At 70.1% G+C, this 24,343-nt stretch carries 28 protein-coding genes; 14 read left to right on the top strand and 14 right to left on the bottom strand.

The features are described from left to right. Window positions 1-123: 123 nt before the first annotated feature. Genes JNB61_RS02890 through JNB61_RS02880 form a run of 3 tightly spaced genes read right to left on the bottom strand, consistent with a single transcriptional unit; the run spans window position 124 to window position 2,452 of the window. The gene (locus JNB61_RS02890) at window positions 124-915 is read right to left on the bottom strand and encodes a glycerophosphodiester phosphodiesterase family protein (protein ID WP_220338684.1); all 792 of its coding nucleotides are present in this window, start codon (window positions 913-915) and stop codon (window positions 124-126) included. After that, the gene (locus JNB61_RS02885; RefSeq protein ID WP_223214563.1) at window positions 912-1,943 is read right to left on the bottom strand and encodes an SPFH domain-containing protein; all 1,032 of its coding nucleotides are present in this window, start codon (window positions 1,941-1,943) and stop codon (window positions 912-914) included. The genes JNB61_RS02890 and JNB61_RS02885 overlap by 4 nt, the downstream gene beginning before the upstream one ends. Then, window positions 1,940-2,452 carry an NfeD family protein gene (locus JNB61_RS02880; protein WP_201448786.1) on the bottom strand — a complete coding sequence of 171 codons (513 nt, stop codon included), beginning with the start codon at window positions 2,450-2,452 and terminating at the stop codon, window positions 1,940-1,942. The genes JNB61_RS02885 and JNB61_RS02880 overlap by 4 nt, the downstream gene beginning before the upstream one ends. A gap of 42 nt (window positions 2,453-2,494) precedes the next feature. Between JNB61_RS02880 and JNB61_RS02875 the strand changes: the two genes are divergently transcribed. Both JNB61_RS02875 and JNB61_RS02870 read left to right on the top strand, forming a co-directional pair. Beyond that, complete coding sequence (locus JNB61_RS02875) at window positions 2,495-3,268, top strand: SDR family oxidoreductase (protein ID WP_220338683.1); 774 nt, start codon at window positions 2,495-2,497, stop codon at window positions 3,266-3,268. Between the two features lie 4 nt (window positions 3,269-3,272). Beyond that, a complete protein-coding gene (locus tag JNB61_RS02870) occupies window positions 3,273-5,252 on the top strand; it encodes a S9 family peptidase (RefSeq protein ID WP_220287941.1) in 1,980 nt (659 codons plus the stop codon). A 68-nt stretch (window positions 5,253-5,320) separates the two neighbouring features. On the opposite strand, the gene JNB61_RS02865 is transcribed toward JNB61_RS02870, so the two are convergent. Next, a complete protein-coding gene (locus JNB61_RS02865; protein ID WP_220287940.1) occupies window positions 5,321-5,878 on the bottom strand; it encodes an HdeD family acid-resistance protein in 558 nt (185 codons plus the stop codon). Window positions 5,879-6,066: 188 nt separating this feature from the next. Here JNB61_RS02865 and JNB61_RS02860 point away from each other — a divergent pair, with 188 nt between their 5' ends. The 3 genes from JNB61_RS02860 to JNB61_RS02850 are packed head-to-tail and all read left to right on the top strand — an operon-like array spanning window position 6,067 to window position 7,648. Continuing rightward, window positions 6,067-6,660, top strand: a complete 594-nt coding sequence (locus JNB61_RS02860) for a sulfite oxidase-like oxidoreductase (RefSeq protein ID WP_159844344.1) — start codon at window positions 6,067-6,069, stop codon at window positions 6,658-6,660. Next, complete coding sequence (locus JNB61_RS02855; protein WP_220338682.1) at window positions 6,657-7,382, top strand: ferredoxin reductase; 726 nt, start codon at window positions 6,657-6,659, stop codon at window positions 7,380-7,382. Before JNB61_RS02860 ends, JNB61_RS02855 begins: the two co-directional genes overlap by 4 nt. Then, the gene (locus tag JNB61_RS02850; RefSeq protein WP_223214562.1) at window positions 7,379-7,648 is read left to right on the top strand and encodes a DUF6510 family protein; all 270 of its coding nucleotides are present in this window, start codon (window positions 7,379-7,381) and stop codon (window positions 7,646-7,648) included. Before JNB61_RS02855 ends, JNB61_RS02850 begins: the two co-directional genes overlap by 4 nt. 16 nt (window positions 7,649-7,664) lie before the next feature. Here JNB61_RS02850 and JNB61_RS02845 read toward each other — a convergent pair whose 3' ends face one another. Further along, the gene (locus JNB61_RS02845; protein ID WP_220338681.1) at window positions 7,665-8,585 is read right to left on the bottom strand and encodes an AEC family transporter; all 921 of its coding nucleotides are present in this window, start codon (window positions 8,583-8,585) and stop codon (window positions 7,665-7,667) included. 86 nt (window positions 8,586-8,671) lie between these two features. Here JNB61_RS02845 and JNB61_RS02840 point away from each other — a divergent pair, with 86 nt between their 5' ends. Continuing rightward, entirely contained in the window at window positions 8,672-9,121 is a 450-nt protein-coding gene (locus tag JNB61_RS02840; RefSeq protein ID WP_220338680.1) for a pyridoxamine 5'-phosphate oxidase family protein, read from the top strand. A gap of 467 nt (window positions 9,122-9,588) precedes the next feature. Next, window positions 9,589-10,455: an AraC family transcriptional regulator gene (locus JNB61_RS02835; protein WP_220338679.1), complete on the top strand. Its 867-nt coding sequence runs from the start codon at window positions 9,589-9,591 to the stop codon at window positions 10,453-10,455. 60 nt (window positions 10,456-10,515) lie between these two features. On the opposite strand, the gene JNB61_RS02830 is transcribed toward JNB61_RS02835, so the two are convergent. Then, window positions 10,516-10,803 (bottom strand): hypothetical protein, encoded by a 288-nt coding sequence (locus tag JNB61_RS02830; RefSeq protein ID WP_220338678.1) that lies wholly within the window; start codon window positions 10,801-10,803, stop codon window positions 10,516-10,518. Between JNB61_RS02830 and JNB61_RS02825 the strand changes: the two genes are divergently transcribed. Further along, window positions 10,793-11,887: an alpha/beta fold hydrolase gene (locus tag JNB61_RS02825; RefSeq protein ID WP_223214561.1), complete on the top strand. Its 1,095-nt coding sequence runs from the start codon at window positions 10,793-10,795 to the stop codon at window positions 11,885-11,887. The two genes, JNB61_RS02830 and JNB61_RS02825, sit on opposite strands and share 11 nt — an antisense overlap. 24 nt (window positions 11,888-11,911) lie before the next feature. Here the strand turns inward: JNB61_RS02825 and JNB61_RS02820 are convergent, their stop codons facing one another. Next, window positions 11,912-12,472, bottom strand: a complete 561-nt coding sequence (locus JNB61_RS02820) for a TetR/AcrR family transcriptional regulator (protein ID WP_220338677.1) — start codon at window positions 12,470-12,472, stop codon at window positions 11,912-11,914. Between the two features lie 131 nt (window positions 12,473-12,603). Between JNB61_RS02820 and JNB61_RS02815 the strand changes: the two genes are divergently transcribed. Further along, the gene (locus JNB61_RS02815) at window positions 12,604-13,293 is read left to right on the top strand and encodes a GNAT family N-acetyltransferase (protein WP_220338676.1); all 690 of its coding nucleotides are present in this window, start codon (window positions 12,604-12,606) and stop codon (window positions 13,291-13,293) included. 138 nt (window positions 13,294-13,431) lie between these two features. Here JNB61_RS02815 and JNB61_RS02810 read toward each other — a convergent pair whose 3' ends face one another. Continuing rightward, on the bottom strand, window positions 13,432-13,695 hold the full coding sequence (locus JNB61_RS02810; RefSeq protein ID WP_220287906.1) for a DUF6458 family protein: 264 nt from the start codon (window positions 13,693-13,695) through the stop codon (window positions 13,432-13,434). A gap of 215 nt (window positions 13,696-13,910) precedes the next feature. Between JNB61_RS02810 and JNB61_RS02805 the strand changes: the two genes are divergently transcribed. The 3 genes from JNB61_RS02805 (at window position 13,911) to JNB61_RS02795 (ending at window position 17,110) form a co-directional block, all read left to right on the top strand. After that, window positions 13,911-15,251, top strand: a complete 1,341-nt coding sequence (locus tag JNB61_RS02805) for an MFS transporter (RefSeq protein ID WP_308289068.1) — start codon at window positions 13,911-13,913, stop codon at window positions 15,249-15,251. 102 nt (window positions 15,252-15,353) lie between these two features. Continuing rightward, entirely contained in the window at window positions 15,354-16,274 is a 921-nt protein-coding gene (locus tag JNB61_RS02800) for a pseudouridine-5'-phosphate glycosidase (protein WP_220338675.1), read from the top strand. Continuing rightward, on the top strand, window positions 16,274-17,110 hold the full coding sequence (locus tag JNB61_RS02795; protein WP_220338674.1) for a carbohydrate kinase family protein: 837 nt from the start codon (window positions 16,274-16,276) through the stop codon (window positions 17,108-17,110). The genes JNB61_RS02800 and JNB61_RS02795 overlap by 1 nt, the downstream gene beginning before the upstream one ends. Before the next feature lie 6 nt (window positions 17,111-17,116). On the opposite strand, the gene JNB61_RS02790 is transcribed toward JNB61_RS02795, so the two are convergent. Then, window positions 17,117-17,563, bottom strand: coding sequence for an SRPBCC family protein (locus JNB61_RS02790; RefSeq protein WP_220287901.1), 447 nt, complete (start codon window positions 17,561-17,563; stop codon window positions 17,117-17,119). Further along, window positions 17,556-17,945 (bottom strand): ArsR/SmtB family transcription factor, encoded by a 390-nt coding sequence (locus tag JNB61_RS02785; protein ID WP_220338673.1) that lies wholly within the window; start codon window positions 17,943-17,945, stop codon window positions 17,556-17,558. The genes JNB61_RS02790 and JNB61_RS02785 overlap by 8 nt, the downstream gene beginning before the upstream one ends. Window positions 17,946-18,057: 112 nt before the next feature. Here JNB61_RS02785 and JNB61_RS02780 point away from each other — a divergent pair, with 112 nt between their 5' ends. Beyond that, window positions 18,058-18,627 carry a dihydrofolate reductase family protein gene (locus JNB61_RS02780; RefSeq protein ID WP_220287897.1) on the top strand — a complete coding sequence of 190 codons (570 nt, stop codon included), beginning with the start codon at window positions 18,058-18,060 and terminating at the stop codon, window positions 18,625-18,627. Window positions 18,628-18,670: 43 nt separating this feature from the next. Here the strand turns inward: JNB61_RS02780 and JNB61_RS02775 are convergent, their stop codons facing one another. The 3 genes from JNB61_RS02775 to JNB61_RS02765 are packed head-to-tail and all read right to left on the bottom strand — an operon-like array spanning window position 18,671 to window position 21,910. Beyond that, window positions 18,671-19,432 (bottom strand): SGNH/GDSL hydrolase family protein, encoded by a 762-nt coding sequence (locus JNB61_RS02775; protein ID WP_220287895.1) that lies wholly within the window; start codon window positions 19,430-19,432, stop codon window positions 18,671-18,673. Window positions 19,433-19,474: 42 nt separating this feature from the next. Further along, window positions 19,475-20,830: an MFS transporter gene (locus tag JNB61_RS02770; protein WP_220338672.1), complete on the bottom strand. Its 1,356-nt coding sequence runs from the start codon at window positions 20,828-20,830 to the stop codon at window positions 19,475-19,477. A 36-nt stretch (window positions 20,831-20,866) separates the two neighbouring features. Beyond that, a complete protein-coding gene (locus tag JNB61_RS02765; protein ID WP_220338671.1) occupies window positions 20,867-21,910 on the bottom strand; it encodes an LLM class flavin-dependent oxidoreductase in 1,044 nt (347 codons plus the stop codon). 89 nt (window positions 21,911-21,999) lie between these two features. Here JNB61_RS02765 and JNB61_RS02760 point away from each other — a divergent pair, with 89 nt between their 5' ends. Next, entirely contained in the window at window positions 22,000-22,656 is a 657-nt protein-coding gene (locus JNB61_RS02760; RefSeq protein WP_220338670.1) for a phosphoribosyltransferase, read from the top strand. Window positions 22,657-22,669: 13 nt separating this feature from the next. Here the strand turns inward: JNB61_RS02760 and JNB61_RS02755 are convergent, their stop codons facing one another. Further along, window positions 22,670-24,343: a DUF885 domain-containing protein gene (locus JNB61_RS02755; RefSeq protein WP_220338669.1), complete on the bottom strand. Its 1,674-nt coding sequence runs from the start codon at window positions 24,341-24,343 to the stop codon at window positions 22,670-22,672.

The raw sequence follows: 24,343 nt of genomic DNA, 5'->3' as shown, positions 1-24,343 counted from the left end.
GTGGTCCTCTCGTCGCTGTACAGGTATAACGAAGCGACCTGAGCGGATCATCCGAAGGGGCCCTGTTCATCGACCTTTCACAGTGGATGCACAGCCGAGGGCGAGACCGGTCACCGTCGTGTGTCACCGGAGGGCGGCTAGGGCGACATCGGCGCGGTCCGTGACGATGCCGTCGACCCCCATCTCCACCACCAGGCGCACCATGTCGTCGGGGGCGTTGACCGTCCACACGTGCACCTCGACCCCGTGCCGGTGCGCCGCGGCGACGAGCCGGGGCGTGACCACGCGCAGGCGGCCCTGCCGCTCGGGCACCTGAAGGGCATCCACGCCGGCGAGAGCCCGCGCGACCAGGCGATCCGACCTCGCCGACACGGCCGCCAGCACGCGCGCGATGGTGCTTCGCCCTCCCGATGTCGCGGGACGGATGCTGTGTCCCGACGCCTCGCTCACGGCCCGCGCCGCGCTGAGCGCGGCACGCCGCCGTTCGTCCGAGAAGCTCGTCACCAGCACCCGGTCTGCGAACGGCGCGATCGCGGTGCCGACGGCGGATGCGGCATCTGCCGCCTTCACGTCCAGGTTGAATCTCACGGTGGGGAACGAGGTCAGAGCCTGGGCGAGCGTGATGAGCCCGCCTCGCCCGGCCATGAGGTGCTCGAGCTCGCGCACCGTGACGTCGGCGATCTTGCGCGGGTCGCCGGTCACGCGCGAGAGGTCGTCGTCGTGGAACAGCACGACGACGCCGTCGGCGGTGCGGTGGCAATCCGACTCGACGTAGCGCGCGCCGGCGGAGTGCGCTGCGGCGACGGCGGCGAAGGAGTTCTCGACGATGCCGCTGCGTTCGGCGTCGGTCGTCACGAGGCCGCGGTGCGCGAGCACGCGGGGTGGCCGGTCGCCCTGGAACCAGGGATGGGTCACGGCGTGGGCGGAGTGACCGCGGGGGGCGGACCGCCGATCGCGGGTCCACCGGAAGCCGGACCGCCCGACGACGACCCGCCGGTGGTGACGCCACCCACCGCGGGGGCGCGGCCCTTGGCCGCAGCATCCGCCATGACTCCCGCGAAGGAGCCCGTCAGGCCTTTCAGCGCCTCGGTGAACTCGCTCGGGATGATCCAGAGCTTGCTCGACGCGCTGTCGGCGATCTTCGGCAGGGTCTGCAGGTACTGGTAGGCGAGCAGCTTGTCGTCGGGGTTGCCGGTGTGGATCGCGTCGAACACGGTCTGGATCGCTTCGGCCTCGCCCTGGGCGCGGAGCACCGCCGCCTGCTTGTCGCCCTCGGCGCGGAGGATCTCCGCCTGCCGCCGGCCCTCGGCCTCGAGGATCTGCGACTGCTTCGAACCCTCGGCGGTGAGGATCGCGGCACGGCGGTCGCGCTCGGCGCGCATCTGCTTCTCCATCGAGTCCTGGATCGAGTGGGGCGGGTCGATGGCCTTGAGCTCCACCCGCGACACGCGCAGGCCCCACTTGCCCGTCGCCTCGTCGAGCACGACGCGCAGCTGGCCGTTGATCTCATCGCGGCTCGTGAGCGCCTCCTCGAGGTTGAGACCGCCGACCACGTTGCGCAGCGTGGTCACGGTGAGCTGCTCGACGGCGCTGAGATAGTTGGCGATCTCGTAAGTGGCGGCCCGGGCGTCGGTGACCTGGAAGTACACGACGGTGTCGATCGAGACGACCAGGTTGTCCTCGGTGATGACCGGCTGCGGCGGGAACGACACGACCTGCTCGCGCATATCGAGGAGCGGGCGCAGGCGGTCGATGAAGGGGACCAGCAGGTTCAGACCCGGCGAGAGCGTCTTGTGATAGCGCCCCAGCCGCTCGACGATCCCCGCAGTCGCCTGCGGGATGATCCGGATGGATCGGAAGATGACGACCAGCACGAAGATGAAGACGGCGATAGCGAGGATCCACCCGATCGCCGTCGGGATGGCCGAGGTGAAGTCGTTCATGCGAGCGGGTCCTCCGGTGCGGGGGCGAGGGGTTCGGGGGAGTCGGAGCGGACGACGGCCGTCGCGCCCTCGATGCGGCTGACGCGTACGCGCGTCCCGGGCTCGAGAACACGCGACTCGGCCCCGTCACGCGATTCGGCACGTGCGGTCCAGATGTCGCCGTTGGCGAGCTTGACCTGGCCGCCGTGCGCCCCGACCGACGAGACGACGGTGCCGCCCAGGCCGATGAGGGCGTCGACGTTCGACGGCGTCGGGTCTTCGCCGCGCCGCAGGCGTCTCAGCAGCGGCGGCCGGAGGAGGAGGACGAGGGCGGCGGCGACGCCGGCGGCGATGATCACCTGCAGCCAGATCGGTGCGCCCAGGAGGTCGGTCACCAGCCCCGCGAGGCCGCCGATGCTCAGCATCAGGAAGGTGAAATCGAGAGTCAGCATCTCGATCACGAGGAACACCAGGATCAGCACGAGCCAGCCGATCCACGCCCACTGTTCGACGACCTCGATGAGCTCCACGGTGCGCCTCCTCAGCTCGAACCTAGCAGGTAGGGTCTACACGTGACTCAGACTTTGAACCCGCTTCCCGAGAGCTCGCTGAGCGGCAAGACCGCACTCGTGACGGGCTCGTCCCGCGGCATCGGCGCCGACACGGCCCGCTACCTCGCGCAGGCCGGGGCGAACGTCGTCATCAACTACCGGAACAAGGCCCCGCGTGCCGAGAAGCTCGCCACCGAGCTGCGCGAGCTGGGAGTCCAGGTGCTCGTGGTCGGCGCCGACCTCACGGACCCGGCGTCCGTGCAGGCGATGTTCGACGAGGTCGCGAACACGTTCGGCTCGCTCGACGTCCTCGTGCTCAACGCGTCGGGCGGCATGGAGTCGGGCATGGCCGAGGACTACGCGCTGCTGCTCAACCGCGACGCGCAGCTCAACGTTCTCGAGACCGCGCTTCCGCTTCTGGGCGAAGGCTCGCGCGTCGTGTTCGTGACGAGCCATCAGGCGCACTTCATCCGCACGACCCCGACGATGCCGGAGTACGAGCCGGTCGCGCTGTCCAAGCGCGCCGGCGAGGACGCCCTGCGCGAGAGGATCCCCGTCCTCACCGAGCGCGGCGTCGAGTTCGTCGTGGTGTCGGGCGACATGATCGAGGGCACGATCACCGCGACGCTGCTCGAGCGCGCCAACCCCGGCGCCATCGCCGCGCGCCGCGAGGACGCGGGCAAGCTCTACAACGTGTCGGAGTTCGCCGCCGAGGTCGCCCAGGCGGCGCTCGACCCGGTGCCCGCCGACAACACCCGCCTGGTGGGTGACGTCTCGTCGTTCGGCACGGAGTGACCCGATGAAGGCCCACGACATCGAGACCCTCGTCTCGGTCGGGCGTCCCGAGATCGCCGCCGACGGCTCGTTCGCCGTCTTCGCGACCTCGCGCCCCGACCTCGCTGCCAACCGCAATGTCGGCCAGGTGTGGCGCGTCGAGCTCCCGGAGGGCACGCCTCGACGCCTGACGCGCGGCACGGCCGACGGCTCTCCGAAGCTCTCGCCCGACTCCACGCGGGTCGCGTTCGTGCGCGGCGACGCGAAAGGCAAGCCGCAGGTGCACGTGGTCGCGGCGGCCGGCGGCGAGCCGGTGCAGGCGACCGACGCGGTCCTGGGCGTCGAGGACTTCGCCTGGTCGCCCGACGGGGCGTCCATCGCATTCCTCGCGCGCGTACCCGAGAAGGGCCGCTACGGCAGCGTGGAGGGACTGGATGCTGCGGCCGAGGCGCCGCGGCACATCACCGGCGTGCGCTGGCACGCGAACGGTCTCGGGTACATCGGCGACCGCCCCGCCCACGTCTTCGTGATCACCGTGCCGGAGGTCGACGCGGAGCCCTTCTACGAGCCCGCCGCCGCGGTGCGCCCCGACGACGAGACGCCGCCGAAGAAGACCCTGGTCGCGGCCGAGGCGCGCCAGCTCACCGATGGCCCCGCATCCCACGGCGGGGTCGTCTTCACGGCCGACGGCACCGAGGTGCTCACGGTCCCCGATGAGATCGAGCCGGACCGCCGAGACCTTCGCGACCGCATCATCGCCCTCGCGGTGGACGGGTCGGGACAGCGTGAGGTGCTCGGCGTCGATGCGGGCATCGCGATCTACGAAGCGGTCGTCGCTGCGGACGGAACGATCGCCCTCCTCGCTCACGAGGTCGGCGACGGCGTCGACTTCATCGCGCCCGGCGTCGGACTCTGGCTCGTCGAGGACGGGACCGCGCGTCGTGTCACCGACGCCGACGCTCTGAACCTCGGCGAGGGACACCTGCGCGTGGACGGCGACGGCTTCCTCGCGCAGGACGCCGCGCGGGGGCGGGTGCGGCTGGTGCGCCTCAGCCGCGACGGCGCGGTCGCCGAAGTCCTCGGCGGCGACGTCGAGGTCTCCGGTCATGCGACCGGCGGCGGCCTCGTCGTGGCTGCCGCGTCGCAGCCGGACTCGTTCGGCGAGCTCGTGCTGATCGAGCAGGGAGCCGCGCGCACGCTGACCGCGTTCGGGGCTCGGGCCGCAGCATCCGGAGTCGTCCTTCCGCGCGAAGTGACGGTCGCCGGCCGTGACGGCTACCCGGTGCACGGATGGGTCGCGGTGCCGGAGGGCGAAGGGCCGTTCCCGGTCGTCCTGCAGATCCACGGCGGACCTTTCGCCGCGTACGGCGTGCACCTGTTCGATGAGACCCAGGTCCTGGTGGATGCCGGCTACGCGGTCGTGTACTCGAACCCCCGCGGCTCTGCGGGCTACGGGCGCGCGCATGGGCGCAGCATCCGCCAGCAGATGGGCACGGTCGATTTCGCCGACGTCATCGACTTCCTCGAAGGCGCGATCGCGGACGACCCGCGACTGGACGGCGACCGGGTGGGCGTGCAGGGAGGCTCGTACGGCGGCTACCTCACGGCATGGATCATCGCGCACGACCACCGTTTCGCCGGGGCGATCGTGGAGCGGGGCTTCCTCGAGCCGCTCTCGTTCCAGGGCACGAGTGACATCGGCTCGTTCTTCGGCGACGAGTACGTCGGGATCTCGGCGGACGACATCGCGCGCCAGAGCCCGATGGCCGTCGTGGGCCAGGTCACGACTCCGACGCTGGTGATGCACTCGGAGCTCGATTTCCGGTGCCCGCTCGAGCAGGCCACGCGGTACTACTCGGCGCTCAAGCGCCAGGGCACCGAGGCCGAGCTGCTGGTGTTCCCCGGCGAGAATCACGAGCTCACCCGCTCGGGTCAGCCGCGCCACCGCGTCGAGCGCTTCGATGCGGTGCTCGACTGGTGGAGCCGGCACCTTCCGGTCGGCTGATCCGGCGGCAGACACGAGACGGCCCCGGGAGCGATCGCTCCCGGGGCCGTCTGCGATCCGGGCTCGGATCAGATGTCGCCCTTGAAGGTGAAGGCGCGGACGATGTTGATCACACCGAGGACCACCAGCGAGATGCCGAGGATCCACCAGAGGATGGCGACGCCCCACACCGGCGCGAAGAGCACGATGATACCGGCGATGATGCTGAGGATGGCGAAGAAGATCGACCAGCCCTTCGACGCCGCGTCGCCGAGCGTCGACAGCGCGACGATGCCTTCGACGATCCACATGATTCCGATGAGGATGCCGAGGAACAGGGCGAGCCACGCGGTCGTCTGACCGAGGTTGAACAGCGCCACGACGCCGGCGATGATGAACAGGATGCCGAGAGCGATGTGGCCGACGCGAGCCCATCCGCCCTTGGTCCTCGAGAAGATCCCGAGACCGGCGTAGACCAGACCGGCGGCGATGGCGTAGATCGCGATGATCGCCGTGATGACCGCGGCGGTCTTGCCCGGCCAGACCAGGATCAGGATGCCGACGATGATGGCGAGGACGCCGCCGACGCCGAGCGCCGTGCGGATTCCGTTGACGGCCGACTTCTCGGCTTCGGATGCAGTGGACATGAGGGGGGCCTTTCTGAGAATTCCCTGTATGTGGTGCGGCTAAAGCTTAGACCCCGGATGGAACATGCGAGCGACAGTGAAGGTGTGTTGCCCCATGCCCGTCGACCCGATGGGCCGCACCGCGCTAGCGTGAGCGTGCGTGACCGTGAGCGTGCGCGCCCGACGAGGCGTGCAGAAGGAGGGTTTCGATGGCCGTCGTGTCGAGGGGGTTCGGAGCGCGTCGCCGCGAGAGCGATCCGCGGCTGCCACCCGGCCAGTACCTGACTGAGGACTTCCCGGTGCTGTCGGCCGGGCCGACGCCGCGGATCGAGCAGGAGGAGTGGCGCTTCGCAATCCGCACAGAGGGCGGCGGTGCCGTCTCGTGGACGTGGGATGAGTTCATGGCCCTGCCCATCGAGGACGTCCACACGGACATCCACTGCGTGACGCGGTGGTCGAAGCTGGGCACATCGTGGCGCGGGGTGTCGCTCGATACGCTGCTCGACACCGTCGAGACCGATGCCGAGTACGCGATGGCGCACTCGTACGGCGGCTACACGACCAACCTGCCGATGGAGGATCTTCTCGGCGGCAAGGCCTGGGTGGCGTTCGAGTTCGAGGGCGAGCCTCTCGATCCGGAGCACGGCGGCCCGGCCCGGCTGCTGGTTCCGCACCTGTACTTCTGGAAGAGCGCGAAGTGGGTGCGGGGGCTGACGCTGATGACCGATGACGAGCCCGGGTTCTGGGAGCAGAACGGCTACAACATGCACGGCGACCCGTGGACCGAGGAGCGGTATTGGTGACCGTCGGCGGCTGGATGCCAGGGCGGGTCGTCGAGGCGATCCCGGCGACGCACTCGGCACGGATCCTGCGGCTTGATGTGCCCGGCTGGCCGGGCAACGACGCCGGCCAGCACGTCGACATCCGGCTCACGGCGGAAGACGGCTACCAGGCGGTGCGGTCGTACTCGCTCGGCTCGTACGGCGCCTCCGAGACCGTGGAGCTGGCGGTCGACGAGATCCCCGACGGAGAGGTATCGCCGTACCTCGTGGAGGACGTCCTTCCCGGCGACGAGCTCGAGGTCAAAGGACCGCTCGGGGGTTATTTCGTGTGGCGACCCGGGGGAGAGGCGCCGGTGCAGCTGATCGCCGGAGGCTCGGGCATCGTCCCGATGATGGCGATGGTGCGTGCGGCGACGGATGCCGGAGCCGCAGCCTCCGTCCGCCTGCTCTACTCGGTGCGCACCACGGAGGACGCGATATATCGCGATGAGCTGTCGTCGCTCTCGGGAGACGGGGGAGTGGGGCTGACCTGGCGCTACACCCGTGCCGCACCGGACGGGTGGCAGGGTGCCATCGGTCGCGTGGACGCCGAGCTGCTGCGAACGGCGGTGTGGTCGCCGGATCGGCAGCCGGTCGTCTACGTGTGCGGACCCACGGGGTTCGTCGAGCACGTCGCCGACGTGCTCGTCGGGCTGGGGCATGCGTCCGCCCGGATCAGGACCGAACGTTTCGGAGGTGCATGATGCGTGCCGAGAACGCCGGGAGCATCGTCGACGGCAACGCCGCGGCGGGGATGCTGTGGGACGTCTTCGGCGCCGACGTCACCGCGCTCGTCGGCGTCTGCGGCGGGTGCGGTGACACTTCGGCGCTCGCGGAGGCCGTTGTCGAGCTCGACGAGGCCGCCGCGATCGTCCGATGCCGTGCCTGCACGCACACGCTGTTCACCGTGCTGCGGGACGGCGACCGGGTGCGGCTCGTGCTGGGAATGCTGCACGAGATCGTGCGGTAGCCGCCCGTGAGCCGCGTCAGCCGAGAAGCAGGGTGACGAGGATCAGCACGGGGACGCAGCCGATCGTCGTGAGGAACACGGTGTCGCGCGAGATCGTCTCGCCGACGTCGTAGCGCTGCGAGTAGTTGAAGACGTTCTGCGCCGTGGGCAGGGCGGCGAGGACGGTCACGATCAGCACGTCGTGGGCCGAGAGCCCGAACACGAACTCGGCGACGGCCCAGGCGATCACCGGCATGGCGACGAGCTTCAGTGTCGTCGCCAGGACGATGTCGCGCCGGCGACCCGGCGCCCCCAGCACGCGTTGCCCGTGAAGCGAGATGCCGTATGCGATGAGGAGTATCGGCACGCAGGCGTTCGCGATGAGCATCGCGGGCTCCATCACGATGGGCGGCAGTTCGATCCCCAGCACGGAGACGAGTGTGCCCAGCACTGAGCCGACCACGATGGGGTTCGTCGCCACCCGGGCCACGGCGCGCCAGAGCGTTGCGCGGGCGCTGGTGACGGCATCCAGAATCGCCATCGTGATGGGGGTGAACACGAGCAGCTGCATGAGGATCACCGGCGCGGGATACGCAGCGCTGCCCAGCAGATACAGCGAGAGCGGGATGCCGATGTTGTTGGAGTTGACCTGACCCGCGCTCAGGGCGCCGATCACCGTCTCGCCTGCGGAGCGCCGCCACAGGAGCCGGGCGATGACCGCGTAGACGAGGATCACGGCGACCGCGGCGATGGCCGACACCGGCAGGAGGGCCGAGAACAGCGTGTGGACGTCGGCCTGGGCCAGCACGACGAACAGCAGGAAGGGGGAGAGCACGAAGAACGTGAGACGTGCGAGCACCGGCCGTGCGTGCTCGCCGAGCAGGTCGATGCGCCCGAGGATCCACCCCACGAGGATCGCCACGCCCACCACGACGAACCCGGTGAGCGACTCCAGCATGCTCCGAGCCTAGGAAATCGTTCTCTGGGGAGCGAATCGTGTGCCGCTCGGTGGCAGACTGGCACGCGCCGAACAAGGGAGACCGGATGGCTGAACCCCGTGACCGCATGACCCGCAAGGCCGAGCTGCTCACGGCGCTGGCGAGTCCCGCGGCCGACGTCTGGGTCGCGACGGCGTCCCCGGAGGCGGCGCCCCACCTCGTGCCGCTGTCCCTCGCGTGGATCGCAGACCGCGCCGTCATCGCGCTGGAGGGTCGGTCGGCGACCGCGCGCAATCTCGGTGCCTCCGGCGTTGCGCGACTCGCGGTCGGGTCGACGCGGGACGTCGGGATGATCGATGTCGTGCTGGAACGGTCCGTCGGTGTGGACGACGACGCGTCGCTCGGCGAGGCTTACGCGGCCCAGGCCGACTGGGACCCGCGCGGGCTCGCCGGCTACGTGTTCCTGGTGCTGCGCCCGATGCGGATCCAGGCGTGGCGCGAGTCGAACGAGCGGGCCGGCCGCGTGCTCATGCGCGACGGAGTGTGGGTCGTCTGAATCGCGTCGCCGACGCCGTAGTTGCCGACGGCTGCTGCGTCCGCGGGTGGCACCGGAACTACAGCGCTGCAACACGAGCAGGGAAAGTCATCCGGTTGACTCTGCTGCTGAGGCGGCTGTGAGTGCCTCGTGCGCCCTGTTCCTCTCGCGGAACGCTCCCGGGTCCACTTCTGGAGCCCTTCCGGATCCGCTTCTGGAGAGGGGTCGGAAGGGGGGTCCTCGGAGTGCTTCCATCAAGCGCCGATAATGCACATTATGTCAGCTTCGTGACGACGTCCTTCCCGATAGATGCGAATCGGCAGCTCCCCTCGACCGTCCAGAATCCGCCGGGTCCGCACTCCTCGACCAGATCACCCGACCACCAGATGACCGAACTTCTGGCAGCTGATGCCGCACGATCGAATCGAACCGCAATAGTCGGGTGCTTTCATGCACGCCCGACAAGGCTGGGAGCCGAAGGAGGAACCGTGATCGCGATTCTCAACCGGGTGATCGAGCTCGTCGAGGCCGACCTGTCGGACGACGTCGATCTCGCCGGCCTCGCCGGAAGTCTCGGGACGACCGAGTACCACGTGCGCCGAATGTTCTCGTCGCTCGCCGGCATGCCGCTGTCAGAGTATGTCCGGCGTCGGCGTATGACCGTCGCTGCCGCCGATGTGCTCGGCGACGCCGAGATGCTCGAGATCGCGGTGCGCTACGGCTACGGCTCCACGGAGGCATTCGGTCGCGCGTTCCGGGCGGTCCACGGGGTCAGCCCTGCTGACGTGCGCCGCGACGGCGGGCCACTTCGAACACAACCGCAGCTCAGGCTCCGCCTGATCCTAGAAGGGAACACACCTATGGACACCCGTATCGCCGATCGGCCGGCATTCCACCTCGTGGGCCATGCCGCACGAGTGCCCCTCGTCCACGAGGGCGTCAATCCGCACATCCAGGCGCACATCGCCGGACTCCCCGGCAGCGAGCATGCCCGGCTCAAGGAGCTGAGCAGCACCGAGCCGGCCGGGCTCCTTCAGGTCAGCGCCGACGTCGATCCTGACTATGTCGAGGGCACACAACTTACCTACCTCCACGGTGTGGCGCTGGATGAGCACGAGTCCGCACCGGAGGATCTCGACGTGATCGCAGTCCCGGCCGGCGCATGGGCGGTCTTCCGCACGGAAGGCCCCTACCCCGCCACCCTGCAATCCGCGTGGGCGGCGACGGCGAGCGACTGGTTCCCATCGAACCCCTGGCGCCTTCGGCCCGGTCCGTCGATCGTTGCGGTGCTCGACCGCTCCCCCGATTTCGGCTTCGCGACGTGCGAGCTGTGGCTGCCCGTCGAACGCGAGTGATGGACGGCACGACCGGGCGCCGCGAGATGGGCGCACACCGCGCCCACCGATGAGGCCGGCCTACTCGGGGTTGCGCCGGTAGCGGCGCGCCCGCTGCGTGGTCGCCCGGGGCACTTCGCCTCTGGCGACCCTGTACAGCCAGCCCGCGCCCTGCCAGCCGATCTGGCACACGGCCGCGATCCCGAGCAGGGCCGCGATCGCCACCACGATGCCCGGCATCGGGGCACGTGCGCTGTAGACCATCTCGAAGAGTCCCGTGCCATCGATGACGAAAGTCTTCACGAGTCCCCAGACGAAGAACGCGGCTGCGCCGAAGCACAGCGGCACGATCACGGCCATGGCCACCACGCCAGAGGGGCTGTACGCTTCTGCGCGCTTGGACAGGGGGAAAGTCCTACGGCGCCGGCTGCGTGTGCTCATCGCTAGCAAGGCTAGCCCTCTAGGCGCGCCCGTCTGCGCCGCAACCACCAGCACTGCCCTGCGTCGTTCCCAGCCTGCGCCGGCGGGACGAGCGAGAGGTTGCCGGCGGCAGGAGGGTGAGGTTGATGTGCCGACGAAGCTCTGCGACGGTACTGGCATGACGGAACAGACAGCCCTCGTCTCTCCCGCCGAGAGCGGCTATGTCGCACTCGGTGAGCTGCGCATGTACTACGAAGTCCACGGCGACACCGCCGACGGCACACCGCTGGTGCTGCTGCACGGCGGTCTGTTCGACATCGAGCAGCAGTTCGGCGCCCTCATCCCTGAGCTCGCGGCAGGAAGGCGAGTCATCGCGGTCGATTTCCAGGGACACGGACGCACGAACGACATCGACCGGCCGTTCTCGGCGGCCGCCTTCGCCAGCGATGTGCTGGGCGTGCTCGACCACCTCGCCGTCGAGCGCGCAGACATCCACGGTTTCAGCATCGGCGGCGCGGTCGCTCTGGACCTTGCCATCGATCACCCGGAACGGATCCGGCGGGTCATCGTCTCCTCGACCTCCTTCGCCGCATCGGGCATGCGCGGGTCGGAGAACGCGGACGCGGTCGGCGCCATGACCGTCGACATGATCGCCGGCACACCCATGGAAGCCGCCTACCTCGCCAAGTCTCCCCACCCCGACCTGCAGCATCTTCAAGTGCTGCTCGACAAGCTCGGCGCGACGTACAAGAGCGGGTTCCCGGATCGCACGGAAGACGAGATACGCGCCATCGCGGCACCGACGCTCATCACCGTCGGTGACGCCGACATGGTCTCGCTCGATCATGCGGTTGAGTTTCTCCGCCTGCGCGGTGGCGACGTGAACGGCGATTTCGTCGGTGTGCCGGCGTCCCAGCTTGCGGTGTTTCCCGGCACGACCCATTTCTTCGGCCTGGCACGAGTCGACCTGGTCCGTGATGTGGTCGTCGGATTCCTCGACGCACCGTCCTCTGACGACGGTCGAGCCGGTTGAGGGACCTGTCCCACCAGCCCCGGGCTAAGGGAGGGTCCACTGCACGATCCGGTCGATAGCGTCGTGAGCCGGCTGCGCCTCCCCCGCGCTCACGTAGAGCAGGTGCGCACTTCCCACGAGGATGAGCGCGAGCGCGGGAATGTCGGCGTCTTCGGCGATCCAGCCGACCTCGCGCTCGGCGGCGAGGACGTCGGCCACCACCGAGGTGGCTTCGGCGAACAGCGGGACTTCCGGCGATTCGTCGCGGCGCAGCCGGCGGCGCAATCCCTCACGGCTGAGAACGATGCTTGCGAGGCCCAGCATCGTCGGAGTGAAGATCTGCTCGAGCACGTCTGTCACAGCGGCAGACGCCGAGTCCGCGACCAGAGGCTCGATGCTCTCGATCCGCCGAGCCTCCTCCGCGACGAGCGCGCCGAGGTAATCGTCGAAGTCCGTGAAATGGCGGTGCAGAACCCCCTTCGCGACGCCCGACGACGCCGTGACCGCCCTCGAGTTCAGAGCGCCCGGCCCCTGCGCCGCCAGCACGCGGCGTCCCGCCTGCAGGAGTACGTTGCGGGCGTCGGGAAGTGGTTGTCCGGTCGGCAAAGTCGCTCCTAGTGGGCGGATGCCCACCGAAATGGGCGCTCGCCCACTCTATGAGATCCCCGGCCGATCCGGTACATCCCCATCCGGCTCCTGCGATGGCCCGCCCCGACGTCGTCTGGCAGACTTCCGGGATGCCGCACACCGACGCGCTCGCCCGGCTCTGGCCCGCCTCTGCGGTCTCGGTGCGCGCGGGCGACCTCGAACTCCGCTGGATCGACGACGAACTGCTCGTGCAGCTCGCGGAACTGGCGGGACGCGGCATCCATGATCCCGGGATGATGCCGTTCGAACACCCGTGGTCTCGCGGCACGGCCGACGAGGTCGCGCGAAGCGTGCTCGCGTTCCAATGGGGCGCGCGCCACCGCATCTCCTCCGAGTCGTTCGTCCTCGAGCTCGCAGTGCTTCACGACGGCATACCGGCGGGCGTGCAAGGACTCACGGCGAACGAATGGCCGGTGCTGCGCCGGGTGACCACCGGCTCATGGCTGGGCCGCGCCCACCAGGGACGGGGCGTCGGAACGCGCATGCGGATGCTCGCGCTGCACCTCGCGTTCGCGGGTCTCGGTGCGCGCGAGGCGGCTTCGGGCGCCTTCGTCGACAACGGCCCGTCGAACGCGGTGTCACGCCGCGTGGGCTACGAGTCCGACGGTGCGTTCCACGTCGCCCGCGAGGGCGTCGCGGTGCTGCACAACCGCTTCGTGATGTCGCGCGAGCGCTGGGAGTCGCTGCGCGGTGACCACATCGCCACCCTCGGCGCACCCATCGAGATGCAGGGGGTCGAGGCGTTCCGCGCGTCTCTCGCGAAGAACGTCGGGTCCTGACGAGCAGCAACGCTACGGAGCTGTCGACGGCGGCGGGGAGTTGTTGATGACGGCCCCTCGTCACCTTGTCGGGTCAGGCCTTTCCGGATGGCCACGACCGTGACGGCAGGCGCCGCAGCGCCCGCGGTCACTGGATCGTCAGAGGCCGGCGGCGTCGTCGGTCGAGCTCGTGCTCCGGCGCGTGACCTGCTCGTTGACGTTCGGGTCGACGGCGGTCCGCGTCACGGACTCGGACCGCCGACGGCGTGCCAGCAGAACGATGCCGACCAGGAAGATGACGGCTCCCGCACCCATGAGGATGTAGCCGATCATGTCGAGATTCACCCACTCCAGCTCCACGTTCACCGCGAACGCGAGGATCGCTCCGATGGCGAAGAGGGCGATGCCTGCTCCGATACTCATGCGAGGTGTCCTTTCCGGGGCGCGGCGACGAGCCCTCCCCTGTTTCGGGACGGGTAGTCCCGCCCGTACCCTCCCGCGCCCGCCATGGGTCGCGGGAGGGGGTTGACAGAAGACGGATGCTGCCGCCATGTGTGGGACCCCACCCGCGGCGAGCTCGGCCTACTGAGCGGGCCGCAGCGGGCGGCTGCATCCGTCTCGGTGACTACTGTGGAAGGGTGCACAGTCTGTCCCGTCCCCGCACCGCGGGGCCGGGAGCGTACGCCTGGGTGATCTGGACGGTCGGCGTGGCCGGCTACGTCCTCGCGATCACGAACCGCTCGTCGTTGAGTGCGGTCGGCGTCGACGCGGCGGCGCGTTTCGACGCCGACGCCGCGACGCTGTCGCTCTTCGCGGTGGTGCAGCTCGCGGTATACGGCGGTATGCAGATCCCGATCGGCGTGCTGCTCGACCGCTATGGCGCGCGGCCCATCATGACGGTCGGGATGCTGCTGATGGCGCTGGGACAGCTCACGATGGCCGTCTCCCCCAGCGTCGGCGTGGCGATCCTCGCCCGGATGCTGCTGGGCGCCGGCGACGCCGCGATCTTTCCGGGAGTGCTGCGGCTGATCGCGACGTGGTTTCCCGCACAGCGCGGCCCGATCATGGTGCAGCTCACCGGCATCGTCGGCCAGGGCGGCCAGCTCGTGGCGCTGATCCCGCTGGCGGCGCTGCTGCACGCCACCTCGTGGACGATCACGTTCGGCAGCATCGCCGGCCTCGGCGTGCTTTTCGCGGTGCTCGTGTTCCTCCTGATCCGGAACCACCCGGCCGACCGCGACGAGGACGTGTCGGTGGACACCGACACCGGCGCGATCCGTGTCGTGACCTCGTCGGTCGACACCGGTGTCGGGATCCGGGCGGCGTGGGCGCATCCGGGGACGCGGCTGGCGTTCTGGTCGCATTTCACGACGCCGTTCGCGGGAACCGCGTTCGTCCTGCTGTGGGGGATGCCGTTCCTCACCGCCGGAGAGGGCCTCAGCACGGCCGGAGCCGCCTCGATCATGTCGCTGTACGTCGTCGTGGGCATGGCTCTCGGGCCGATCATGGGCGAGCTGTCGCGGCGCAACCCGCATCTGCGGTCGCGGGCACTGGTGCTCCCGACCGTCGGCGTGCAGGCGGTCGCCTGGCTCGCCGTCATCGCGTACCCCGGCCCCGCGCCGCTGTGGCTGCTGGTCGCCCTCGCCGTCGCCCTGGCCACGGGCGGTCCCGCCTCGATGATCGCGTTCGACCACGCCCGCACGCACAACCCCTCGCATCGGCTCAGCACGGCGACGGGGGTGACGAACGCGGGCGGCTTCCTCGCGGCGTTGGTCGCGATCCTCCTCATCGGTCTCGCCCTCGACCTGCAGGGCGCCGGCACGCCGGCGACGTACAACCTCGACGCGTTCCGCCTGGCGTTCCTCATGCAGGTCCCGCTGTGGGCGCTCGGCGGCACGTTCATCGTCATCGAGCGCAAGCGCACGCGCATACGCCTGGGCATGGACCCGCCCAGGGCGCCGCGTCGCGCGCGCCGCTGACCGCCCGCATCGGAGGACTCGTGCCCGCGGGTCGGGCGGGTCGCGGCATCCGCTCGATACTGTGTCCCTATTCGGCCAGGAAGCGCTGCCCGGATCGAAAGGATGCCCGTGTCCGACCCCGTTGTCATCGCCCCCGAGGTGCGCGACGCCATCGCCACGGGGGACCCCGTGCTGGCGCTCGAGTCCACGATCTTCACGCACGGCCTGCCGCGGCCGCGCAATGTCACGGTCGCCCTCGAAGCCGAGGCCCGCGTGCGGGCGCTCGGCGTCGTTCCCGCGACGATCGGCGTCGTGGAAGGCCGACCCACCGTCGGCCTGTCGCCCGATGAGATCGAGCGTCTCTCCACCGCCGACGGCATCGTGAAGGCGAGCGTGCGCGACCTGCCCGTCGCGGTGGTCAAGGGTCTCAGCGCGGGCACGACCGTCGCGGCCACCGCGCACCTCGCAGCGAGGGCAGGCGTGCGGGTCTTCTCGACCGGAGGACTCGGCGGCGTGCACCGGGGCGCCGCGCAGACCTTCGACGAGTCCGCCGATCTGCCGACACTCGCCGGGCTCCCCCTCGTCGTGGTGAGCGCGGGCGTCAAGTCGATCCTCGACATCGCGCTGACCCTCGAGCGGCTCGAGACGCTCAACCTCACGGTGGTGGGCTACCGCACCACCGACTACCCCGGCTTCTACATCGGTGACTCCGGCCACGACCTGGAGTACTCGGTGGACTCTCCGGCGGAGATCGCCGCGATCGCGCGCACGCGCGACGCCCTGGGCATCTCGTCGACACTGCTCGTCGCCAATCCGGTGGCCGCCGATCGGCAGCTCGACCCGGCGCTGCACGATGACGTGCTCGCGCGGGCGCTCGCCGCGGCCGACGCCGAAGGGATCGCGGGGCACGACACGACGCCGTTCCTGCTGGACTTCTTCCAGCGCGAGACGGGCGGACGCAGCCTCGACGTCAACGTCGCGGTATACCGCGGCAACGTCGACCTCGGCGCTCGCATCGCACAGGCGCTCGCCGGCGACGCCTGATGCTCGTCGTGATCGGCGATCTCGTCGCCGACCTCATCGTCCTCGGCGGCGCCGCCCTCGAACGCGGCACCGACAACGCCGCGGAGGTGCGGCTCACACGGGGCGGGAGCGCCGCGAACGTGGCGGCGGCGGCCGCGTCGCAGCATCCGTCCCGCTTCATCGGCCGTGTCGGCGACGACACGCTGGCGCGCGCTCTCGTCGGAGAGCTCGAAGCCGCGGGCGTCGACGTCAGGGTGCAGCGGCACGGCCGCACCGGCGCGATCGTCGTGCTCGTGGACGCCGTGGGCGAGCGCACGATGATCACGGACCGCGGCGCGGCGGCCGAACTCGACGCCATCGATCCGGCGTGGCTCGCCGGCGCTGACTGGGTCCATGTTCCGCTGTACGGCTTCGCGTCGGCGCCGTCCGCGCGGGCGGTGACGGATGGTGCCGCCCGGGCTGCGGCGCGAGGCGCGGGGGTGAGCCTGGACCTGTCGAGCGTGGCGACCATGCGTGCGCTCGGCCGTGAAGAGCTCCGGCGGGTGCTCGTGGAGCTCAAGCCCGACGTCGTGTTCGCGAATGAGGACGAGGCGCGCACGGCGGGTGAACTCGGGCTGCAGCCGAGCGGGGTGTACGTGGTCAAGCGAGGCGCCGAGCCGGTCCTGGTCGCCGCGGACGGCCAGGTGAGCGAGGTGCCCGTCCAACGGGTGGACGACGTCATCGACTCCACCGGTGCGGGCGATGCCTTCGCCGCAGGTTATATCGTGGCGGCGCTGGAGGGCGCCGACCCGCGCCAGAGCGCCCGGGCGGGCAGCATGCTCGCGATGAGTGCGTTGCGCCGCCTGGGCGCTCTGTGACGGCGCTCAGGCGGTCTGGAGGCGCTCCAGCACGCGCTCGATGTCGTCGATGAACGCGTTGTAGCCGGCGATCGTCGCGGCGACCTGCTCGTCGGTGAAGTCGCTGCGGTCCTGACGGATCGTGAGCACGGTGCCGTCGCCGGACTCTTCGAGGTCGAACAGCACCGGGAGGCCCGCGTCGTCACCGGGCTGGTCGGTCAGCGTCATCGAGAGGTGCGACGGCGGCTCGACCACCTTGTACTCCCCCGCCCAGTCGATGCGGTTGCCATCGGGCAGGAGCATGACGGCGCGGAAGGCGCCCCCGGGCCGCACGTCCATCGTCAGGCTGTCCTGCGGCACCTCGACCGCGGCCGTGCCGAACCACACCGCGAAGTGCTCGGGCCTGGTCAGGGCCTCGAACACCAGCTCGCGGGGAGCCTGCAGGGTGCGGGTGACAGTGAAGTACTCAGTCATGGTCGTGCTCCTTCTCGATGGGTTCGGCGGTGCCGCCGGCCGGTGTGGTGCGGGGTGCCCCGAGCTGCTGCAGGGCGTTGAGGTAGTGATCGAGGGCGCCGAGGCTGTCCTCCCAGAACTGCGCGTAACCGCCGATCCAGTCGGATGCCGCTGCCAGGGGCCGCGCGTCGAGCCGGGCCGGGCGGTACTGGGCGTGGCGGCCGCGGGTGACGAGGCCCGCCCCCTCGAGAACACGCAGGTGCTTCGACACGGCGGCGAACGTCATCTGGAACGGCTCGGCGAGTTCGCCCACCGTCGCCTCGCCTTCGCTCAGCCGGGCGAGCATGGCGCGACGTGTCGGATCTGCGAGAGCCGCGAAGGTGCGGCTCAGTGAATCGGTCATCTCGCCTCCTCTATTCAACCGCTCAGTACAATACTGTTTGGTTGAACACTCGTCAAGCGATTGTGCTCATCCCCGTCACGCCGGCGTCGGCGATGCGCGCTACCGTGACCGCATGCCCCGTGTCGTCTACTACACCGCCACCACGCTCAACGGGTTCCTCGCCGATGATCACGACTCGCTCGATTGGCTCTTCGCCGTCCCTGGGGGCGAAGGAGGCGACGAGGACTTCCAGCGGTTCCTCGCCGGCATCGGGGTGCTCGTGCAGGGCTCGTCGACCTATCGGTGGGTGATCGAGCACGAAGACCTGGTCGCCCATCCCGAGAAGTGGCCGTCGTACTACGGCGACCGCCCCACGTGGGTGTTCACGAGCAAGGATCAACCTGTTGTGCCGGGTGTCGACATCCGGTTCGCCTCGGGCGACGTGCGCGATGTGTGGCCGCAGATCCGCGCCTCGGCGGGCGACCGCGACGTGTGGATCGTGGGCGGCGGCGACCTCGCCGGCCAGTTCGCCGACGCGGGGCTGCTCGATGAGATCCGCGTCTCGATCGCGCCGGCGACGCTGCCCTCCGGCAAGCCGCTCCTCCCCCGCAGCCTCGGCGCCGACCGACTGGAGCTGACCGTCGTACGGCAGGCGGGCGCGTTCGCCGAGCTGACCTACGCCGTGAAGGGCTCTGCCACGTGAGCGAGCGCTGGCGCGGGGTGGACGCCGCGCCGGCGACGGCTGCTCAGTGGGCGGCAGGAGCGATCTCGGTCCACTGACCGAACTTCGGCTCGCGACCGTCTCCCGACGACGTCCCGGTCAGGCGGCGCCGGACCCACGGACCGACATGCTCGCGGTAATAGGCCGCGCCACGCGAGCCCATCGGGGGAAGCGGCGGCTGTGACCACCACTGCGGCACGGGCTCGACGCCGAGCGAACTCAGCACGCGCGCAGCGACGCGGTGGTGCCCGCGCGAGTTCATATGCAGGCGGTCCTCCGACCAGTACGGCGGCGTCGCCAACTCCTCGTCGAACCAGTTGTACGCCTGCACCACGTCGGTGCGCTCGGCCAGACGCGCCTCGACGGCGTATGACAGGAGGTCACCGCGCCGCTGGATCACGCGCTTCAGCGGCAGCTGCGCCGTCGGATTCGCGCCCGAGAGCACGATGAGCTGCACACCCTCCTCGTCGCATCGGCGCAACACCGTCTCGAAGGCCGCCAGTACGTGCGCGACGCTCGTGCGGGGGCGCAGCATGTCGTTGCCGCCGCCGTTGAACGACAGATGCGTCGGCTTCAGTGCGAGCGCCGGCTCGAGCTGCTGCTCGACGATCGGCCACACCAGCTTGCCGCGGATCGCCAGGTTGGCGTACTCGACTGCCTCCCCCGTCGCGGTGGCCCACCCCTGCGCGACGAGGTCGGCCCATCCGCGCACGCGCCCATCGGGCAGCTCATCGCCCACACCCTCGGTGAAGGAGTCGCCGATCGCGACGTATCGAACGGATGCCACGAGCTCAAGCCTACGACCGGCGCGGCGCGCGCCCCGCCACGCTCATCGGTCGTCGAGCGCGACGCCGCGGCGGTCGACGAGCCCCCACGCTGCGGCCGCAGCCACCGCGAAGAAGGCGGCGAACACGACGAAGAGCACGGGCGCGCCGCCGGCGACGAGCAGGGGCGGCACCACAAGCGGGGCCACGATGGACGCGATGCGCCCCGCGCCGGCCGCCCAGCCGGAGCCGGTGGCGCGCAGCGACGTCGGGTACATCTCGGGGGTCACCGCATACAGCGCACCCCACGCGCCGAGGTTGAAGAAGGACAGCGCCATGCCCGCGGCGATGATCGCGCCGGCGCCGGAGGCGGTGCCGAAGAAGATCGCCGACACCGCCGAGCCGACGAGGAAGACCGAGAGCGTGGCGCGGCGCCCCCACACCTCGATCAGCCACGCCGCCACGGCGTAGCCCGGCAGCTGCGCCAGCGTGATGATCAGAGTGAAGCCGAAGGAGCGCACCAGGTCGTACCCCTGAGCGACGAGGATCGACGGGATCCAGATGAACGCGCCGTAGTACGAGAAGTTGACGCAGAACCACACCAGCCAGAGGCACGCGGTGCGGACGCGGAACTCGGCCGACCACAGCGTGCCGAGGCGCTCCCCCAGAGAGGTCGCGGCAGCGGGGAGAACCGTCGGCCGGCCGTCTGTGGGAGGGGCCGCGGGTGCCCCAGCGGCGTCCTCGAAGGCGCGGACGACCGAGTCCGCCTGGGTGAAGCGCCCCCGTCGCTCGAGCCAGCGGGCCGACTCGGGCAGACCCCAGCGCACGATGAGGGCGTACGCCGCGGGGATCGCACCCAGCGCGAACGCCCAGCGCCAGCCGTCCTCGGAGGCCGGGATCACCACGTAGCCGATGAGGGCGGCGAGGGTCCAGCCGATGGCCCAGAAGGCCTCGAGGATCACGATCAGCCGTCCCCGCATGCGCGCGGGGGCGAATTCGCTCACGTAGGTGCTCGCCACCGGCAGCTCGGCGCCCAGCCCCAGGCCTACGAGGAACCGCAGCACCAGGAGGGCGGCGAGCCCCCCGACGAGTGCGCTCGCCCCCGTCGCGAGCCCATACACGAGGAGCGTGAGCGCGAACACCTGACGGCGCCCGAAGCGGTCCGCGAGCAGACCGCCGACGCTTGCCCCGACCGCCATGCCCACGAAGCCGACCGAGGCGATCCAGCTCGCCTCGGTCGGGGTGAGACTCCACTGCGCCGCCAGTGCCGCGATGATGAAAGAGATGAGCCCGACGTCCATCGCATCCAGGGCCCACCCGATACCGGAGCCGGTGAGCACGCGCAGGTGCTTGCGGGTGAAGGGCAGGCGGTCGAGGCGCTCCGAGAGCGCCGACGAGGCGCGGGTTGCGGCATCCGTCATAGCGTCATGCTACGGATGCCGCGGTCGGCGCGGGGCTCATGACAGCATGTCGCGCACGCGAGGGGCCACCTCGGTGCCGAACAGCTCGATGGAGCGCATCATCTTCTCGTGCGAGAGCGTGCCGGTGGAGAACTTCATGTCGAACCGGGAAGCGCCCAGCGTCTGCACGGTGGCGGCGATCTTGCGCGCGACCGTCTCGGGTGAGCCGACGTACAGCGCGCCCTCGGGCCCGACGTCGTGCTGGAAGCGGAGGCGGTTGTAGGTCGGCCAGCCGCGCTCGCGGCCGATCGAGTTGTTCATCGCCTCGAAGCCTTCATACGCCTCGTCCCACGCCTGCTGATCGGTCTCGGCGATATGACCCGGCGAGTGCACGCCCACCGGCAGCTGCGGCTGCTCGAACGTGTCGAGCGACCGGCGGTACAGCTCGGCGAAGGGTGCGAAGCGCCCGGCCGGCCCACCGATGATCGCGAGCATGAGCCCATACCCGTACCGCGCGGCGCGCACCGCCGACTCCGGCGTGCCGCCCACGCCGACCCAGGCGCGCAGGCCGTTCTCGGTCTTCGGGAAGACATCGGCGGCGTCGAGCGACGCACGGAGCGTTCCGCTCCAGGTGACGGGGTTCTCGGTCAGCAGCTGGGAGAAGAGGTCGAGCTTCTCGTCGAACAGCGCCTCGTAGTCGCGCAGGTCGTAGCCGAACAGCGGGAACGACTCGATGAACGATCCGCGACCGAGGATGACCTCGGCGCGCCCGTTCGAGACCGCATCGAGGGTCGAGAACCTCTCGAAGACGCGTACCGGATCGTCGCTCGACAGCACGGTGACCGCCGTTCCGAGGTGGATCCGCTCCGTCCGTGCCGCAGCGGCCGCGAGCACGATCTCCGGGCTCGACACCGCGAACTCGCGGCGGTGGTGCTCCCCCACTCCGAAGAACGACAGGCCGACACGGTCGGCCAGCACCGCCTGCTCGACGACGTTGCGGATCGTCTGCGCGCCGCTGATCAGCTCCCCGGAGGCGTCGCGGGTGACATCGCCGAAAGTGTCGAGTCCGAGCTCGATCGTGGCGGGGTCGACAGAGGTCATGTGCTTCTCCTTCTATTCATCTGCATGAACGGGTGGGGCAGCGGCGGCATTCCCGAGACGCCCGCGCCACGCGAGCGTAGCGTGGAGGCATGATCCCGTTCGCGGATCGCCGGTCCGCCGGGCGTGAGCTCGCCGCAGAGCTCGAACGATGGCGGGGAACGGATGCCGTGGTCCTCGGCATCCCGCGCGGCGGCGTCGTCGTCGCGGCGGCGGTCGCCGAGGCGCTCGGACTCGAGCTCGACGCGGTGGTCGTGCGCAAGCTGGGCGCGTCGGGCCACAAGGAGTATGCGGTGGGCGCGATCGCTGACGGCGTCCGCATCGTCACCCCCGGCGCGATGCGATGGGCGGGCATGTCATCGCGCGATCTGGAGCGCGTCGAGGCGGCGGAGCGCGACGAGCTGGCGCGGCGCACGGATGCGTTCGGCTCGGCGTCCGTGGAGCTGTCGGGGCGCACCGCCATCGTGGTGGACGACGGCGTGGCCACCGGCGCGTCCGCCATCGCGGCATGTCGCGCGCTGCGGGCCCGCGATCCGAAGCAGATCGTGCTGGCGGTGCCCGTCGCGCCGGAGCACTGGGAGCCGCCGGCCGACACCGTCGATGAGTTCGTGTGCCCCTATCGCGAGGCCGACTTCTGGGCCGTGGGGCAGTACTACGACGACTTCCGCCAGACGACCGACGCCGAGGTGCTGGCGCTGCTGCGCGCCGCGCCGACAGGCTCAGGGGCCGACGAGGAAGCCGGTCCCTGAGCCTGTCGAAGGGTCAGCGCGAGAGCGCCGAGCGGAGGGTGTCGAGGCCGACACCGCCGAGGTCGAGCGCGCGCTTGTGGAACTGCTTGATCGAGAAGGCATCGCCCTCACGCTCGGCGACCTCGTCGCGAAGCTGCTCCCAGATGCGCTGGCCTACCTTGTACGACGGCGCCTGGCCCGGCCAGCCCAGGTAGCGGTTGACCTCGAACTTCACGAACTCGTCGGGCATGTTGACGTTGCGCAGCATGAATTCCAGCGCGAAGTCGGCGTCCCACGGGCCCTCGCCGTCAGGACGCGGCTTCTCGAGGTGGACGCCGATGTCGAGCACGACGCGGGCCGCGCGCATGCGCTGGCCGTCGAGCATGCCCAGGCGGTCGGCGGGGTCGGACAGGTATCCCAGCTGCTCCATCAGGCGCTCGGCGTACAGGGCCCAGCCCTCGGCGTGACCCGAGGTGCCGCCGAGGAGCCGGCGGTAGGTGTTGAGCTGCGCGCGGTTGTAGACCGCCTGGGCGATCTGCAGATGGTGGCCGGGGACGCCCTCGTGATACACCGTCGTGAGCTCGCGCCAGGTGTCGAAATCCTCGACGCCCTCGGGCACCGACCACCACATGCGGCCGGGGCGCGAGAAGTCGTCGGTCGGACCGGTGTAGTAGATCCCGCCTTCCTTGGTGGGCGCGATCATGCACTCGAGCTTGCGGATCGGCTCGGCGATGTCGAAGTGGGTCTTGCCGAGCTCCGTGACAGCCCGGTCGCTGGTCTCCTGCATCCACTTCTGCAGCGCCTCGGTGCCGTAGAGCTTGCGGCTCGTGTCCCGCTCGAGGAACGCGACGGCCTCCTCGACGCTGGCGCCGGCCTTGATCTCGTTCGCGATCGACTCCTGCTCGGCGACCATGCGCGCGAGCTCCTCGACGCCCCACTCGTAGGTCTCGTCGAGGTCGATCGTGGCGCCGAGGAAGCGCCGCGAGTGCAGCGCGTACAGCTCGCGGCCCACGGCATCCTTGTCGGCGGCGGCAGGCGCGAGCTCGTTCGTGAGGAACGCGGCGAGCTCGTCGTACGCGACGCGGGCGGCATTGGCATTGTCGGCGAGGTCGCGGGCGAGGGAGGCCGGAAGCTGCCCTTCGTCGGGCGCGGCGTCGGCGGCGAAGCTCGCGAAGAAGCCGTTGTCGGCGGTGTAGCGGGCGATCTGCGTCGCCACCTCGGTGACCTGCCGGCGAGCCGGCACCACACCCTGGGAGATGCCCTGGCGGAGCGTCTCGATATAACCGCCGACCGCGCCAGAGACGGCGCCGAGACGCTTCGCGATGACGGACCAGTCGTCGCTCGTCGCGGTGGGCATGAGGTCGAACGCGGACCGGATGTCCTGGGCGTGCGAGGCGATCACGTTGAGATCGCGGAGGTGCCACCTGGCGTCGTGCAGGTCGAGCTGCAGCTGGATCTCGCGAGAAAGGTCCTCCTTCGTCACGATGTCGACGTCGTCGTCGGCGATCGCGGCGTCGAGCGCCGCGAGGGTCTTGCGGCCCTCCTCGACGAGCCGCTCCTGGCCGGCCGGGCTGTAGTCGCCGAACCGGTCGTTGTACTCGGAACGCCCGATGTAGGTGGCCAGCGTCGGCTCGAGTTCGGCGAGGGTGTCGACCCACGCATCAGCGATCTTGTCGATCTGCGTGGGCGTGCGGGTTTCGTCTGTCAT

Origin of the sequence: Microbacterium ureisolvens (assembly GCF_019511645.1) — a bacterium.
GTDB classification, from domain to species: domain Bacteria; phylum Actinomycetota; class Actinomycetes; order Actinomycetales; family Microbacteriaceae; genus Microbacterium; species Microbacterium ureisolvens_A.
The sequence above is the reverse complement of the archived record's forward strand: the minus strand, read 5'-3'. Positions and strand labels throughout refer to the sequence as shown.

Coding starts and splice junctions, on each gene's coding strand:
- JNB61_RS02885 (WP_223214563.1), bottom strand. CDS start 1,943: ATGAACGACTTCACCTCGGCCATCCCGACGGCGATCGGGTGGATCCTC.
- JNB61_RS02870 (WP_220287941.1), top strand. CDS start 3,273: ATGAAGGCCCACGACATCGAGACCCTCGTCTCGGTCGGGCGTCCCGAG.
- JNB61_RS02865 (WP_220287940.1), bottom strand. CDS start 5,878: ATGTCCACTGCATCCGAAGCCGAGAAGTCGGCCGTCAACGGAATCCGC.
- JNB61_RS02860 (WP_159844344.1), top strand. CDS start 6,067: ATGGCCGTCGTGTCGAGGGGGTTCGGAGCGCGTCGCCGCGAGAGCGAT.
- JNB61_RS02850 (WP_223214562.1), top strand. CDS start 7,379: ATGATGCGTGCCGAGAACGCCGGGAGCATCGTCGACGGCAACGCCGCG.
- JNB61_RS02845 (WP_220338681.1), bottom strand. CDS start 8,585: ATGCTGGAGTCGCTCACCGGGTTCGTCGTGGTGGGCGTGGCGATCCTC.
- JNB61_RS02840 (WP_220338680.1), top strand. CDS start 8,672: ATGGCTGAACCCCGTGACCGCATGACCCGCAAGGCCGAGCTGCTCACG.
- JNB61_RS02825 (WP_223214561.1), top strand. CDS start 10,793: ATGGCCACCACGCCAGAGGGGCTGTACGCTTCTGCGCGCTTGGACAGG.
- JNB61_RS02815 (WP_220338676.1), top strand. CDS start 12,604: ATGCCGCACACCGACGCGCTCGCCCGGCTCTGGCCCGCCTCTGCGGTC.
- JNB61_RS02810 (WP_220287906.1), bottom strand. CDS start 13,695: ATGAGTATCGGAGCAGGCATCGCCCTCTTCGCCATCGGAGCGATCCTC.
- JNB61_RS02800 (WP_220338675.1), top strand. CDS start 15,354: ATGCCCGTGTCCGACCCCGTTGTCATCGCCCCCGAGGTGCGCGACGCC.
- JNB61_RS02795 (WP_220338674.1), top strand. CDS start 16,274: ATGCTCGTCGTGATCGGCGATCTCGTCGCCGACCTCATCGTCCTCGGC.
- JNB61_RS02790 (WP_220287901.1), bottom strand. CDS start 17,563: ATGACTGAGTACTTCACTGTCACCCGCACCCTGCAGGCTCCCCGCGAG.
- JNB61_RS02785 (WP_220338673.1), bottom strand. CDS start 17,945: ATGACCGATTCACTGAGCCGCACCTTCGCGGCTCTCGCAGATCCGACA.
- JNB61_RS02780 (WP_220287897.1), top strand. CDS start 18,058: ATGCCCCGTGTCGTCTACTACACCGCCACCACGCTCAACGGGTTCCTC.
- JNB61_RS02770 (WP_220338672.1), bottom strand. CDS start 20,830: ATGACGGATGCCGCAACCCGCGCCTCGTCGGCGCTCTCGGAGCGCCTC.
- JNB61_RS02765 (WP_220338671.1), bottom strand. CDS start 21,910: ATGACCTCTGTCGACCCCGCCACGATCGAGCTCGGACTCGACACTTTC.
- JNB61_RS02760 (WP_220338670.1), top strand. CDS start 22,000: ATGATCCCGTTCGCGGATCGCCGGTCCGCCGGGCGTGAGCTCGCCGCA.
- JNB61_RS02755 (WP_220338669.1), bottom strand. CDS start 24,343: ATGACAGACGAAACCCGCACGCCCACGCAGATCGACAAGATCGCTGAT.